General features: G+C 76.1%; 11 protein-coding genes. 10 read left to right on the top strand and 1 reads right to left on the bottom strand.

What is annotated here, in order from left to right; translation table 11 throughout:
- The first annotated feature begins 111 nt into the window (after positions 1-111).
- From efeU to JKP76_RS04635, 5 genes are all read left to right on the top strand, one after another.
- The gene (gene efeU / locus JKP76_RS04655) at positions 112-1017 is read left to right on the top strand and encodes an iron uptake transporter permease EfeU (RefSeq protein ID WP_200489752.1); all 906 of its coding nucleotides are present in this window, start codon (positions 112-114) and stop codon (positions 1015-1017) included.
- A complete protein-coding gene (efeO, locus tag JKP76_RS04650; protein ID WP_200489751.1) occupies positions 1004-2158 on the top strand; it encodes an iron uptake system protein EfeO in 1155 nt (384 codons plus the stop codon). Before efeU ends, efeO begins: the two co-directional genes overlap by 14 nt.
- Positions 2155-3456 (top strand): iron uptake transporter deferrochelatase/peroxidase subunit, encoded by a 1302-nt coding sequence (gene efeB / locus JKP76_RS04645; protein WP_200489750.1) that lies wholly within the window; start codon positions 2155-2157, stop codon positions 3454-3456. Before efeO ends, efeB begins: the two co-directional genes overlap by 4 nt.
- Positions 3457-3706: 250 nt before the next feature.
- Entirely contained in the window at positions 3707-5347 is a 1641-nt protein-coding gene (locus tag JKP76_RS04640; protein WP_200489749.1) for a protein kinase, read from the top strand.
- Between the two features lie 269 nt (positions 5348-5616).
- Positions 5617-6957 carry a serine/threonine-protein kinase gene (locus tag JKP76_RS04635; RefSeq protein WP_242471502.1) on the top strand — a complete coding sequence of 447 codons (1341 nt, stop codon included), beginning with the start codon at positions 5617-5619 and terminating at the stop codon, positions 6955-6957.
- 18 nt (positions 6958-6975) lie between these two features.
- Here JKP76_RS04635 and JKP76_RS04630 read toward each other — a convergent pair whose 3' ends face one another.
- Positions 6976-7695: a hypothetical protein gene (locus tag JKP76_RS04630; RefSeq protein ID WP_200489748.1), complete on the bottom strand. Its 720-nt coding sequence runs from the start codon at positions 7693-7695 to the stop codon at positions 6976-6978.
- A 115-nt stretch (positions 7696-7810) separates the two neighbouring features.
- On the opposite strand from JKP76_RS04630, the gene JKP76_RS04625 reads away from it, so the two are divergent.
- From JKP76_RS04625 to JKP76_RS04600, 5 genes are all read left to right on the top strand, one after another.
- Entirely contained in the window at positions 7811-9529 is a 1719-nt protein-coding gene (locus JKP76_RS04625) for a competence/damage-inducible protein A (protein WP_309232843.1), read from the top strand.
- A gap of 61 nt (positions 9530-9590) precedes the next feature.
- Entirely contained in the window at positions 9591-11222 is a 1632-nt protein-coding gene (locus JKP76_RS04615; RefSeq protein WP_200489747.1) for an acyl-CoA dehydrogenase family protein, read from the top strand.
- Positions 11223-11346: 124 nt separating this feature from the next.
- Positions 11347-13443, top strand: a complete 2097-nt coding sequence (locus tag JKP76_RS04610; RefSeq protein WP_309232842.1) for an EAL domain-containing protein — start codon at positions 11347-11349, stop codon at positions 13441-13443.
- A gap of 134 nt (positions 13444-13577) precedes the next feature.
- On the top strand, positions 13578-14285 hold the full coding sequence (locus JKP76_RS04605; protein WP_309230033.1) for an NYN domain-containing protein: 708 nt from the start codon (positions 13578-13580) through the stop codon (positions 14283-14285).
- Positions 14286-14383: 98 nt separating this feature from the next.
- Complete coding sequence (locus tag JKP76_RS04600) at positions 14384-15022, top strand: flagellar brake protein (RefSeq protein ID WP_200489745.1); 639 nt, start codon at positions 14384-14386, stop codon at positions 15020-15022.
- Positions 15023-15043: the final 21 nt, after the last annotated feature.

Here is a 15043-nt window from a genome sequence, read left to right as displayed (position 1 = left end):
GGCCCTCGGCCGATCCGGCACAGGGTGGTGCACGACGGAACCGGCGGGACTAAGGTATGCCTGCCCTTCGTCCGTCCGGACGGGGCCGGCCCGTCGACGATCGGTTCCCGCATGGATCAGGCGTTCCTCGCCAGCTTCCTGATCGGCCTGCGCGAGGGCCTCGAGGCGACGCTCGTCGTCAGCATCCTCGTGGCCTACCTCGTGAAGTCCGGTCGCCGCCGCGAGCTGCTGCCGCTCTGGGGCGGCGTCGCCGTCGCCGTGGCGCTGTCGGTGATCTTCGGCGGCCTGCTGACCTACACCGAGACCTCGCTGCTGGCCGACTACCGCTCGCGCGAGCTGTTCGAGGCGGTGGCCTCGGTGCTGGCCGTCGTCCTGGTCACCTGGATGATCTTCTGGATGCGCCGCACGGCGCGCCGGCTCAAGGGCGAGCTCACCGGCCGGCTCGAGACGGCGGTCGGCGCCGGCGCCCTGGCGGTGGCCGGCATCGCGTTCGTCTCGGTCATCCGCGAGGGCCTGGAGACGGCGCTGCTGTTCTACGCGGCCGCCCAGGGGGCCTCCTCGACCGCGACCCCGCTGGTCGCGATCTCCCTCGGCGTCCTCACCGCGATCCTCCTCGGCGCGGGGCTCTACGCCGGCGCGATCCGGGTGAACCTGCAGCGGTTCTTCACCGTCAGCGGGGTGCTCCTGGTCTTCGTCGCGGCCGGCATCCTCAAGTACGGCATCCACGACTTCCAGGAGGCCGGCGTCCTCCCGGGCCTGGACGTGATCGCGTTCGACATCTCCGGCGTCCTGGACCCCGGCAGCTGGTACGGCGCGGCCCTCGCCGGGATGTTCAACATCACCGCGGCCCCGACCGTGCTCGAGACGATCGCCTACGTGGTCTACCTCGTGCCGGTGCTGGTCCTCTTCCTCTGGCCCGCGCGCACGCCCGCCGCTCCCCGCGGCGGTGCGGCCCCCGGCTCCTCCTCGGCAACGACCCCCACGAACTCGGAGACCTCCCCGCATGTCCCTGCGTGACCGCCGGCTCGCCCTCCTGCCGGCCCTGGCCCTCGTCGTCCTCACCGCCGCCTGCGGCGGGTCCGACGACGGCGGCGACGGCGGCGGCGGCACGCCGGCCGACACCATCCCCGTCGCCGCGTCCGACGACGCGTGCGACGTCGAGGCCGACGAGCTGCCCGCGGGGACGCACGAGTTCGAGATCACGAACGAGGGCAGCAAGGTCACCGAGTTCTACGTGTACGCCGAGGGCGACCGCGTGATGGCCGAGATCGAGAACATCGCGCCCGGCCTGAGCCGGCCGCTGCTCGTGGAGCTGCCGGCCGGTGAGTACGAGACCGTCTGCAAGCCGGGGATGATCGGCGACGGCATCCGCAACCCGCTCACCGTCACCGGCGAGGCGGCCCAGCTGTCCGAGGACGAGTCCCTCGCCCAGGCCGGCGTCGACTACCAGCGCTACGTGCAGAGCCAGACCGGCGCGCTCATCGAGCAGACCACCGCCTTCGTGGACGCCGTGAAGGCCGGCGACGTCGAGGGCGCGAAGGCGCTGTACCCCGTGGCGCGCACCTACTGGGAGCGGATCGAGCCGGTGGCGGAGATCTTCGGCGACCTCGACCCGCTGATCGACGGCCGCGAGGGCGACCAGGAGGAGGGCCAGGACTTCACCGGCTTCCACCGCATCGAGCAGGCGCTGTGGGTGACCGGCGACGTCTCCGCCATGGGCCCCTACGCCGACAACCTCCTGGCCGACGTCCGGCGGGTCGTGGAGCTGGCGGACGAGACGACGCTGGAGCCCCTGCAGCTGGCCAACGGCGCGAAGGCGCTCCTCGACGAGGTCGCCACCGGCAAGATCACCGGCGAGGAGGAGCGCTACTCGCGCACCGACCTGTGGGACTTCGCGGCCAACGTCGAGGGCTCGCAGGCCGCCGTGCAGGCGCTGCGGCCGTTCCTCGAGGAGGCCGACCCCGAGCTGGTCGCCGAGATCGACGAGCGGTTCGCCGAGACCGAGGCCGAGCTCGGGCAGTACCGCGCCGGCGACGGCTGGATGCTGCACGACCAGCTCACCCCAGGACCAGCTCAAGGGCCTCAGCGACCGCATCACCGCCCTGACCGAGTCGGTCAGCCAGGTCGCGGCGGTCGTCGCCCGCAGGTGATGCGATGACCGAGCAGCAGGGACCGGAGGAGCAGCCGGCGGGGGTCTCCCGGCGGCGGCTCTTCGGCTGGCTGGGGGCGGGCACCGCCGGCGTGGTGGCGGCCGGGGCGACCGGCGGGCTGATCGGCCGGTCGACGGCGCAGGAGCCGGCACCGGGCGGCCCCCGCGCGGACGACGCCGTCCCCTTCACCGGCCCGCACCAGGCCGGCATCGTCACCCCCGCGCAGGACCGGCTGCACTTCGTCGCCCTCGACGTCACCACCGACGACCGCGACGAGCTCGTCGCGGTGCTGAAGGCCTGGACCGACGCGGCCCGCCGCATGACCGCGGGCCGGGACGCCGGCCCGGTCGGGGCGGTGGACGGCGAGCGGTACGCGCCCCCGGACGACACCGGCGAGGCGATCGGGCTGCCGCCCTCGGGCCTGACGCTGACCATCGGGTTCGGCCCGACGCTGTTCACCGCGGCCGACGGCACCGACCGGTTCGGGCTGGCCGCCCGCCGCCCCGCCCCCCTGACCGAGCTGCCCGCCTTCCCCGGCGACCAGCTGCGGCCCGAGATCAGCGGCGGCGACCTCTGCATCCAGGCCTGCGCGAACGATCCGCAGGTCGCGGTGCACGCCGTCCGCAACCTGGTGCGCCTGGGTGCCGGCGTGGTGAGCGTGCGCTGGTCCCAGCTCGGCTTCGGGCGGACGTCGTCCACCAGCACCGGGCAGGACACCCCGCGCAACCTCTTCGGCTTCAAGGACGGCACGAACAACCTCAAGGCCGAGGCGTCGGCCGGGCTGGACCGCTTCGTGTGGGTGGCCGACGGCGACAGCGGCGCGGACTGGCTCGCCGGTGGCTCCTACCTGGTCACCCGCCGGATCCGCATGCTCATCGAGCCCTGGGACACCTCGTCGCTGGACGAGCAGCACCGGACCATCGGGCGGACCAAGGGCAGCGGCGCGCCGCTGGGCCAGCAGGCGGAGTTCGACCCGGTCGACTTCACGAAGCAGGTCGACGGCGAGTTCGCGATCCCGGAGACCTCGCACGTCTTCCTCGCCCACCCCACGAACTCGGGGACGGCGATCCTGCGGCGCGGGTACAGCTTCGTCGACGGCTCGGACGGGCTGGGCCGGCTCGACGCCGGGCTGTTCTTCATCGCCTACCAGCGCGATCCCGCCACCGGCTTCGTCCAGGTGCAGCGCAACCTGCGGCTCGACGCGATGAACGAGTACATCCGGCACACGTCGTCGGCGGTCTTCGCCTGCCCGCCGGGCGTGCAGGGCGACGACGACTGGTGGGGGCGCGCGCTCTTCGAGGGCTGAACCGACACCGGTCATCCACCGGCTACGGGCAGCAACGGGCACGCCGGGCGCGCCGGGGGAGTCGTCCGGGTCACCTCGGCGGTGCTGGGGAACGGCTCTCCACCCGGGCGATCATGGGGCCGCCCCTCCGCATGTGTAGACCGGACCCGGTCTGGACACCGGAGGGTCGGGGGAGCTGTGCCCGGACGAACCGTCCGGTGGTGCGGTGTCCCCGCACCAGCCGGCGGAACGTGGACAGGAGTGACCCCCCGTGGTCGAACCAGGACGACGGTGCCTGGGTGACCGCTACGAACTCCTCGGGCTGATCGCCGCGGGCGGGATGGGTCAGGTCTGGCGCGGCGTCGACACCGCCCTGCACCGCTCGGTCGCGGTCAAGGTGCTGCGCAGCGAGTACACCGGCGACCCCAGCTTCCTGGCCCGCTTCCGGGCCGAGGCGCAGCACGCGGCCTCGCTGAGCCACCCGAACGTCGCCGCGGTCTTCGACTACGGCGAGGAGACCGCCCAGGACGGCACGGGCGAGACGCTGGCCTACCTGGTCATGGAGCTCGTCGAGGGCGAGCCCCTCTCGGCGCTGCTCGCCCGCGAGGGCGCCCTGGGCACCGAGCCGACGCTGCGGCTGCTGCAGCAGACGGCCTTCGCCCTGGCCGAGGCGCACCGCGCCGGCCTGGTGCACCGGGACGTGAAGCCCGGCAACATCCTGGTCCGCCCCGACGGCAGCGTGAAGATCACCGACTTCGGCATCGCCTGGTCGGCCCGCAGCGTCGCGCTCACCCGCACCGGTCAGGTGATCGGCACCCCGCAGTACCTCTCGCCCGAGCAGGCCGAGGGCCGGCACCCCTCCCCGGCCAGCGACGTCTACGCGCTCGGGCTGATCGGCTACGAGTGCCTCACCGGCCGCCCGGCCTTCGACGGCGACAACGCGGTCACCATCGCGCTCAAGCAGGTGCAGCAGGACCCCGAGCCGCTGCCCGCCGACCTGCCGCCCGGTCTGCGAACGCTGATCACCCGCGCCCTGGTCAAGGACCCGGCCGTCCGCTTCCCGGACGGCGCCGCGTTCGGTGCCGCGGTCGACGACGTCCTGGCCGGTGGCGAGCCGACCGACCTGCCGCCGCCGCCGACGACCGGCCTCGCCGCGCTGCCGCCCGCGCCGGGCGCGCTCGCCGGCCCACCGACGCAGGCGAGCGTGCGGCGTCCGCCGGCCCCCCGCCGTGGCCGGCGGGTGGCGATGGCGCTGGCCCCGCTGGTCGCCCTCGTCGCCGGCGCCGGCATCGCCACCGGGGTGCTGCGCGGGTTCTCCGACGGGCCGCCCTCCGGCACCGCGGAGGCGGCGCAGACCCGGGACAGCGGCAGCCTGCTGCTCACCGCGGCCGACCACGTGGGCCGCCCGGTCGGCGAGGTGGCCGAGGAGCTGACCGCGCTCGGCCTCGTGGTCGAGCTCAAGGCCGAGATCACGGCCGCCGTGGCGCGCGACCAGGTCACCGGCCTGTCCCCGACCGGCCGGCAGCTGCGGGCCGGAGACGTCGTCGTCGTCCGCTACGCCGTCCCGCCGCCGCGGTCGAGCACCGGTGTCGGCGGCCCGGCCACCCCCGACGACGCCTACCCGACCGACGACGCACCGGCTCCGGCCGAGGTGACCGAGGTCGGCACGGTCGCCGGCACCGGCGACCCGGAGCCCACGCTGCAGGCGGGGCTGACGACCGCGCCGTCCGCGCCGACGACCGGGACCTCCGGTCCGGGCAGCACGAGCGGTACCGCCACGACCACGCCGACGACGCCGACGACGCCCCCGACGACGTCGGACACGCCGCCGTCGTCGTCGACACCGCCCCCGACGACGACGACCTCCGCGCCGCCCACCACGACCGGCGCGACGGATCCCGTCACCCCGTAGACGTACCCCGGTCGCGGGGTCCCCGGAGGCCGGGTACGACAGGAGGACGACGGAACGCGAGGTGACATCGGTGGCGGAGCCCGGACGGCGGTTGCTCGGCGGCCGCTACGAGCTGGACGTCCTGCTGGCCACCGGCGGGCAGGGCCAGGTGTGGCGGGCCCGCGACACCGTGCTGTCGCGGGCCGTCGCGGTCAAGGTGCTGCGCAGCGAGTTCACCCGGCGACCCGACCTTCCTCGCCCGCTTCCGGGCGGAGGCCCAGCACGCCGCCCTGGTCGCGCACCGGCACATCGCCGCCCTCCACGACTACGGCGAGCTGGACGACGGCCTCACCGGCGAGCGGATGGCGTTCCTCGTCATGGAGCTGGTGGAGGGCGAGTCCCTGGCCGAGCTCCTCGCCCGCGAGGAGCGGCTGGACGTGCCGCGCACCCTCGCGGTGCTGCGCCAGGCCGCGGACGCGCTGGCGGCGGCGCACGCCGCCGGGCTGGTGCACCGCGACGTCAAGCCGGGCAACGTCCTGGTGGCACGCGACGGGACGGTCAAGATCACCGACTTCGGCATCGCGGTCTCGGCGTCCAGCGTGCCGCTCACCCAGACCGGCCAGGTCGTCGGCACCGCGCACTACCTCTCACCGGAGCAGGCCGCCGGCAGCCGGGCGGGCGCGGCCAGCGACGTCTACGCCCTCGGCCTGATCGGCTACGAGTGCCTGGCCGGGCGGCGCGCCTTCGACGGGGACAACTCCGTGCAGATCGCGCTCAGCCAGCTGCGGGACGAGCCCGAGCCGCTGCCCGACGACGTCCCCGAGCAGGTCCGCGCGCTGATCGGGCACGCCACGGTGAAGGACCCCCAGCGGCGGCTGCGGGACGGCGCCGCGTTCCGGGCCGCGATCGACGACGTGCTCGCGGGCCGCCCGCTGCCGCCCCCGCCCCCGGTCACCGCGCCGCTGGCGGCGGTCGCGCCGGCCGGGGCCGCCCGGCGCCGGGCCCGCGTGCTGGCCCCGCTGGCCACGCTGCTGGTCGGCGCGGGCATCGGGATCGCGGCCCTGCAGGTGGCCGGCGACCGCGGGGTGCCGCCGGCACCGGCGGCCGCGGAGAGCGCGGACACGGTGCTGCTGGCCGCCGCCGACCTCCTGGGCCGGCCGGTCGAGGACGTCGAGGCCGAGCTCGGCCGGCTCGGGCTGCGGGTGGAGCGGACCGCCGACCCGCTCGCGCCGGGTGCGGCGGGCACGGTCAGCCGCGTCTCCCCGACCGGTGCGGTGGAGCGGGGCACGCTCGTGGCGCTGGCCTACGCGGAGGGGCGGGAGCAGCTGCCTGACGACGCCGTCGTCACGGAGGTGGCGGCGAGCAGTCCCGCGCCTGCGCCCGCGAGTGCCCAGAGCCCGGTCGCCGAGGCCGCCCCCGGCGGCGCGACGACCCCGGCTCCGCCGCCGTCGGCCCCGGGTCCGCCCGCGCCGGAGCCCGGCCCGGCCGTCCAGGCGCCCGGGGGCGGGCCGGCGTCCGGCGGCGGTCCCCAGGGCTCGCCACCGAGCGGCCCGGGGAAGAACAACGGCAACGGCAACGGCAACGGCAACGGCAGCGACGGCCCCGGGAACGCCGGGCGCGGCAAGGGCTGAGCGCGACCGCCCGCGGGGTCAGCCCGTGCGGGCGGGCCCGGTCCAGACCGCCGCGCCCAGCAGGCCGAGGGCGGCGGTGAGCAGGAAGCCGCGGTCGGTGGCGACGACGGGCAGCACGACCAGCACCCAGAAGACGGCGAGGCCGACCACGCCACCGGCGGCGATCCGCCAGCTGCTCGCCGCACTCGGCCGCCGGCTGCCCGGGAGCAGCGCGGCCGACACCGCCAGGCCGAGGACCGCGCAGACCGTCGCGAACGCCGACCACAGCGGGATGTCCGACCAGAACGACTCGCCGCCGAAGCGCAGCCCGAGGCCGAGCTCCAGCGCGAGGAGCGAGGCGGCCACCAGGCCGAGCCCGATCAGCGCCGACCGGTCCCGCGGGGTCGCCGGGGCGTCGGCGACGACCTCGGTCGGCGCCTCGGAGGCCGGCGCCTCCCGCGTCACCGCGCTCGGGAGCTCCTCGACCGCGGGGTCCTCCGCCACGGGCGGCACCGGGCCGGTCGCGGCGGGGACCGGAGCCGGCGGCGGGATCGGGGGCAGCGCCCCGGGCAGGCCGGGCACGAGGCCGACCGGGCCGGTCGGCTGCACCGTCTGCACCGGCGAGGGCGTCGTGGCGCCGGGGTGCGGGGGCAGCGTCTGCGCGCTGACCGGTGGTGCCGCGACCGGGATCTCCTGCGTGCTCGGCGGGGCCGGGACCGCGGGCTCGGCGGGCGGCTGGGGGTCGGTCGGCGAACTCACGGATCCTCCTCGCTGGCGTCGGTCGGCCGTCGGGCCGGCCGCCCCCGCACCGTAACCGGGGCCCGGCGCCCGGCGCCCCGGGCGCACCGGAGGGCGGCGCCCTAGGGTCGGTCGGGTGAGCATCCGCGCCGGCATCGTCGTCACCGGGACCGAGGTCCTCACCGGCCGCGTCGCCGACGCCAACGGGCCGTGGCTCGCCGAGCGGCTGCGGGAGCTCGGCGTCGACGTCGGGCACGTCGTCGTGGTGGGCGACCGGCCCGACGACCTGCGCGACGCCCTCGCCTTCCTCGCCGGCACCGGCGTCCCCCTCCTCCTCACCACCGGCGGGCTCGGGCCGACCGCCGACGACCTGACCGCCGAGGTGGTCGGCGCGTACCAGGGGTGCCCCTCGGACGTGGACCCCGAGCTCGAGCAGCGGATCGCCGCCGTCGTCGACCGGCTCATGGCGTTGCGCGGCTGGCGGGCCGACCCGGTGTCGACCGCCGAGGGCGTCCGGAAGCAGGCGCGGGTGCCCGCGGGCGCCACGGTCCTGGACCCGGTCGGCACCGCGCCCGGTCTCGTCGTCCCGCCCGCGGAGGGGCGGACCGGCCCGGTCGTCGTCGTGCTCCCCGGCCCGCCGGGCGAGCTGCGCGGCATGTGGCCCGCCGCGCTCGCCGCCGCGCCGGTCGCCGCCCTGCTCACCGGGGCGCCGGAGCTGCGCCAGGAGACGGTGCGGCTGTGGGGCACGCTCGAGGCCCAGCTGGCCGCCACGCTGCGCGACGCGGACGACGAGCTCGGCGGGCTGGAGATCACCACGTGCCTGCGGGAGGGCGAGCTGGAGATCGTCACCCGCTTCGGCCCGGACGCGCAGCCCGCCTACGACCGGTTGCTCGCGGTGCTCTCCGAGCGGCACGGCGACACGATCTTCTCCACCGGGCCGGACCTCGACGAGGTCGTGGCCGGCGCGCTGGTCGAGCGGGGGCTCACCGTCGCCACCGCGGAGTCCTGCACCGGGGGGCTGCTCGCCGGGCGGCTGAGCGCCCGCGCCGGCTCGTCGGCGTTCCTGCTCGGCGGGGTCGCCGCCTACGCGAACAGCGCCAAGGAGGCCCTGCTCGACGTGCCTGCCGCGCTGATCGAGGCGCACGGTGCGGTCAGCGCGGAGGTGGCCGCGGCCCTGGCCGAGGGCGCCCGGGCCCGCTTCGGTGCCGACGTCGGCGTCGGGATCACCGGAGTCGCCGGCCCCGGTGGCGGCACCGCGGACAAGCCGGTCGGCACCGTGCACGTGTGCGTCGTCGGCCCGGACGGGCAGGTCGCCCGCGCCCTGCGGTTGCGCGGCTCGCGGACGGCGGTGCGGGAACGCTCCGTCACGATGGCGCTGCACCTGCTGCGCGCGAACTGCTGGTCGGCGGTCCCCCGGCCTGACGGTGCGGGTGTCCGGCGCGCCCCCGCGGGGCACATCCCGGCGGTGACGACGCTGACCCTGCACGCGACCGGCACCGCCCCGCCCGCCGAGGTCTGGGAGCGGTACGCCGTCCCGGCCCGCTGGCCGGGCTGGTCGCCGCAGATCACCGGCGTGGAGTTCCCGGCCGGCCGGCTGGCCCCCGGTCTCGCCGGCCGGGTGCGCGGCCCCCTGGGGGTGTCGGCGCCCTTCGCAGTCGAGGACGTCGACGAGGCCGCCAGCCGGTGGTCGTGGCGGGTCGCCGTCGGGCCGCTGCACGTGCGGCTGCTGCACTGGGTCGCCGAGGGCCCCGGCGGCGGGACGACGACCGGGCTGCGGCTGTCCGGGCCGGCTCCGCTGGTCCTGGGGTACGCCCCGGCCGCCCGCCTGGCCCTCGGGCGCCTCGTCCGCGCCTGACCCCCCGCGGGCGAGCGGTCGGGGGCCGCCGCCGGACGGCCCGCTGGATTACGGTGCGGGCATGCCCGCCACCCACGAGGTGACCAACCAGGTGCCCCCGCTGGTCGGGCACGACCCGATCGCGGGGGATGCCGCCCTGGCCGAGGCCTGCGTGCGGCACGCCGACCGGGCCACCCTGGACTCCCTCGCCGGGCTGGGCCGGCTCGCCGGGAGCGAGCAGGCGCAGGAATGGGGGCGGCTGGCGAACGAGAACCCGCCGCGGCTGCGCACGCACGACCGCTACGGCCACCGGATCGACGAGGTGGAGTTCCACCCGGCCTGGCACGAGCTGATGCGCACGGCGGTCGGCAACGGGCTCGCCGGGGCGCCGTGGCGGGCCGCGGCCGAGGGGGACGCGCACGCCCACGTCCGCCGGGCGGTCGGCTACGTGGGCTGGACGCAGGTGGAGATGGGCCACGCCTGTCCCACGACGATGACCTACGCCGTCGTCCCCGCCCTGCGCCGGGCGCCCGAGCTCGCCGCGCGGCTCGAGCCGGGGCTCACGGCGACGGAGTACGACTTCGGGCTGGCCGAGCCCACCGGCAAGCGCGGGCTGATCGCCGGCATGGGCATGACCGAGAAGCAGGGCGGCTCCGACGTGCGGGCCGGCACCACCCGGGCGGTGCCCCAGCCGGACGGCACCCACCGGCTGACCGGCCACAAGTGGTTCACGTCCGCACCGATGAGCGACCTGTTCCTCGTGCTGGCCCAGCTCGACGAGGGCGTCTCCTGCTTCCTCGTCCCGCGGGTGCTCCCCGACGGATCGCGGAACGTGTTCCACGTGCAACGTCTCAAGGACAAGCTCGGCGACCGGTCCAACGCCTCCAGCGAGGTCGAGTTCGACGGCACGACGGGCTGGCTCGTCGGCGAACCGGGCCGCGGCGTCCCGGCCATCATCGAGATGGTCAACATGACCCGGCTGGACTGCGTGCTCGGCTCGGCGGCCACGGTGCGCGCCGCCCTGACCCAGGCCGGCTACCACGCCCGGCACCGCGCCGCCTTCGGCGCGCTCCTGGTCGACCAGCCGCTCATGCAGAACGTGCTCGCCGACCTCGCGGTCGAGAGCGAGGCCGCGACTGCGCTCGCCGTCCGGCTCGCCGCCGCCGTCGACGCCGGGGAGTCGGCCTTCCTGCGGCTGGCGGGCGCGGCGGCGAAGTTCTGGGTCTGCAAGCGCACGCCCGGCGTCGTCGCGGAGGCGATGGAGGTCCTGGGCGGCAACGGCTACGTCGAGGACTCCGGGCTGCCGCGGCTCTACCGGCAGGCGCCGCTGAACTCCATCTGGGAGGGCTCGGGCAACGTCATCGCCCTGGACGTCCTCCGGGCCGTGGGCCGCTCCTCGGAGTCGCTCGCCGCGGTGATCGAGGAGATCGACCTCGCCCGGGGGGTGGACCCGCGCTTCGACGACGCGGTGAAGCGACTCGCAGCGGAGCTCGGGGACCCCGAGCGGCTGCCGCTGCGGGCCCGCCGGATCGCCGGCCTGCTCGCGCTCTGCCTCCAGGGTTCGCTGCTCCTCCGGCACGCCCCGGCAGCGGTGTCCGACGCCTTCTGCGCGTCCCGGCTCGGCGGCGACTGGGGCGCGGTGCTGGGCACCCTCCCCGCGTCCGCGGACGTCGCTGCGCTGGTCAGCCGCGCGGCGATCGGAACGCCCGGCTGAGGCGCTCGGGGCAGTAGGCTCGGGGGGTCGGACCCCGGCCTCCTGGGCCCGGCCCGGGACGGTTCTGTGCCGTAACCTCCGCATACGCGGACCATCGAGCGCCAGCGGACGGAGTGCGGGGAGCGTGGCTTCAGACGACGGGTCGCGGCCGGATCTCGCCGCGGTGCCGGACGCCGTCTTCCGGCTCGACGCCGGGGGCCGCTTCACCTACGTCAACGCGGCCGCCGAGCTGCTGCTGGAACGGCGTGCCGACCAGCTGCTGGGGCGCCGGGCGCGGAACTGCTTCCCGGCCACGGTGAACACCATCGCCGAGGAGCGGTACCAGCAGACCCTCGGCGACGGCGTCGCCCGCGAGTTCGACTACTTCTACGAGCCGCAGGGCCGCTGGTACGAGATCCGCGTCTTCCCGGACCCACCCGGCATCTCGGTCTTCTTCCGGGACGTGGACTCCCGGCACCGCGCCGACGCCGAGCGCGAGGCCGAGCTCGGCCGGCTCACCTCCGTGCTCGAGGCGCTGCCGTCGGCGACGGTGCTGGTCGACGAGCGCGGGCGCATCGTCACCGGCAACCGCGCCTGGATGGACAGCCGCGCCCGGCCCGAGCTCGGCCTCGGCGTCCCGGGCTCGGACTACCTCGCGGCCGTGCAGCGCGGGCTGGCACCCGCGGACGCCGAGGCGATCGCCGCAGGCATCCGCGCGCTCGTCGCCGCGCCGGCCGAGAGGGCGGACACCTTCGAGCACGAGTACGCGCGGTCGACCCCGACCACCACCGGCTGGTTCCGCATGCAGGCCTCGCGGGTCGAGCACTCGACGCGGGTCGTGGTCACGCACACCGACGTCACCGAGCGGGTGCGCGGCGAGCAGGCGCTCGCCTGGCGGGCCCGCCACGACGACCTGACCGGCCTGCCCAACCGCAGCACCCTGCTCGACCTCACCGCCGAGGCCCTGGCCGCCGGGCCGGACGACGACGGCGCGGGGGCCGCGCTCATCGTCCTCGACCTCGACGGCTTCAAGACGATCAACGACTCACTGGGCCACGGCATCGGCGACCAGCTGCTCCGGCAGGTCGGCCACCGGCTGGCCGGCGCGCTGCGGCCCGGTGACGCCGTCGGGCGGCTGGGCAGCGACCAGTTCGTCGTGCTGGCGCACCGCTGCCACACCTCCGATGCCGCGGACCTCGCCTTCCGGCTCCAGGGCACCTTCACCCGGCCCTTCCCGGCCTCGGGCATCTCGGTCCCGCTCTCGGCCAGCGTCGGGGTCGCCGTCGCCCAGCCCGACGCCCGCGACCCCCACCAGCTGCTCAGCGACGCCGACGCGGCGATGTTCGCGGCCAAGAGCATGGGCCGCGACCGGGTGCGGCTGTTCTCGCCCGGGCTGCGGGAGGCCGCGCGCTGGCGGCTGGAGGTCGCCACCCGCCTGCGGGACGAGGCGATCGACCAGCTCGTCGTCCACTACCAACCGGTGGTCCGGCTCGACACCGGCGAGGTGGAGGGCGTCGAGGCGCTGGTGCGGTGGCAGCACCCCGAGCGCGGCCTGCTCGCCCCGGACACCTTCCTCGCCGTCGCCGAGGAGACCGGGCAGATCATCCCGATCACCCGCTGGCTGCTGCGGGAGACGACGCGGCGGGCCGCCGCCTGGGCCGCCGAAGGCCTGCCGCTGCGCATGGCGGTCAACATCAGCGCCCGGCACTTCTCGGCCGAGACCCTGGTCCGCGACGTCCGCCTGGCGCTGCGCGAGTCCGGCCTGGCGGCCGACCAGCTCGTCCTCGAGCTCACCGAGACCAGCATCGCCGAGGACCCCACCCGCGCCGAGGACCAGCTCACCGTCCTCCGCCGTGCCGGGGTGCGGGTCGCCATCGACGACTTCGGCACCGGCTGGTCGTCGCTGGCCCAGCTGTTCTCCCTGCCGATCGGCACGCTGAAGATCGACCGCTCGCTGCTGGTCGCCGCCGAGCGGGTCACCGGCGGCGAGGGCGGCGCGGTGCTCGCGGCGATCGTCGCGCTCACCCGCACGCTGGGCATCCGGTCGGTGGCCGAGGGCGTGGAGACCGTCGAGCACCTGCGGATGGTCCGCGAGGCCGGCTGCGACCTGGTCCAGGGCTGGCTGCTCGGGCACGCCATGCCCGGGGACGACGTCCCGCGCTGGGTCCGGTCGGTGCAGGAGGCCGGGGGCGACGCCTGCGCGATCGCCGCCGCCGCGACCTCGGTGCCGACCGCCCCGTGAACGTGCGCCGCACCATCCGCCGGGCCACGGCGCCGGCCGGCCCGCCGTCCGTCCCGCCCGGCCGCCCGCCCGCCGGAACGCCGTCGCCGGGGCCGTCCGCGACGGGTCGAGCTCCGCAAGGGCAGACTGCTCCCGTGCCGGACAGCCCTTCCGCCCCCGCCGACGTCGTCGCCACCCCGCTGCCCGCCGAGGGCGCCGCGAGCGACGACGGTCGCCGCCGCCCGCCGCTGGACCTGCTCATCTGGGACGCCCCGAACATCGACATGACCCTGTCGACGGTCATCGGCGCGCGCCCCACGAAGGACTCGCGACCCCGGTTCGACGCGATCGCCGCCTGGTTCGTCGCGGGCGCGGAGGACGGCGCGGGCCCCGTGCCCGAGGTCGAGGCGTGCGTCTTCGCCAACATCCCGCCGCAGCCCGGGTCCTTGCGCGGGTTCGTCGAGGCGCTGCGCGGGTTCGGGTACGCGGTGTTCGCCCGGCCCAAGCTCCAGCCGAACGACGACATCGACCAGGACATGCTCGACCACATCGCGGTCCGCGAGCACAGCCACCAGCTGCGCCGGCTGATCGTCTTCTCCGGCGACGGGCGGAACTTCGCCGAGCCGCTGGAGCAGCTGGCGCGGCAGGGCACCCACGTCGTCGTCGTCGCGTTCAGCGAGGTGGCCGGCTACGCGATCAGCTCCGACGTCCTGGAGTTCATCGACATCGAGGACGTCCCCGGCGCGTTCGTCGAGCCGCTGGACCGGGTGCGCCTGGACGCGCTGCCCGCCGACGGCGCCTGGCTGCGCCCCACCCGCAGCCTGCGCGAGTTCGTCAGCTCCTACGCGGCGCGCCGCCCCTGAGCCCGAGGGTACGGAGAACGGCAGTTACCGTTCTCGCGAAAGGGTCCGGTCCACGGTTGAGGGTCCGCAGGGTCCGCAACTGACGAACGGAGACTTCCATGGCGCGCGTTCCCGGTGTCGACCATTCCGAGGAGCAGTCCGAGGCGGACGTCACGCTCGCCGCACACGGCATCTCGATCAGCTCCCGGGTGGAGCACGTGAGCGACGGCGTGGTCACCGTCCGCCCCTCCGCGGGCGAGTACGTGGAGCAGTCCGTCGTCCGCCCGGGTGACTCCGTCGAGGTCTTCTGGAGGACCGGCGCCACCCGGCGCGCGCTGCCGGCCGAGGTGATCGAGGTCGAGACCGGCACGGTGGTGCGCTGGCGCCTCCGGGTGACCGGCCCGGCCGAGGAGAGCCAGCGCCGCACCGCCGTCCGCGGCCGGGTGGGCCTCGAGGTCACCGCCGGCATCGGCGGGCTGGACCTGACCGGCGAGACCCTGGACCTCAGCGAGAACGGCATGCGCGCGCGGTTCGAGGGCTTCGGCATGCTCCCCGAGGCCGGCGCCACGCTGACCCTCGCGTTCGAGCTGGAGGACGGCGCGATCAGCACCAAGGCCGAGGTCGTGCGCGCCCAGGCCCGGGGTGCCCGCTGGATGATGTCGCTCCGGTTCGTCGGCATCCAGGAGAAGGACCAGGACCGGGTGCGCCGCCGCGTGTTCCAGGTGCTGCGGGAGGAGCGCGCCCGCTCCGTGGAGTGAGGCCGTGCGGAGGTGGCCCCG

It is taken from the genome of Blastococcus sp. TML/C7B (genome assembly GCF_016612845.1).
Classification (GTDB): Bacteria; Actinomycetota; Actinomycetes; order Mycobacteriales; family Geodermatophilaceae; genus Blastococcus.
This window is presented reverse-complemented; position numbering and strand designations above follow the sequence as displayed.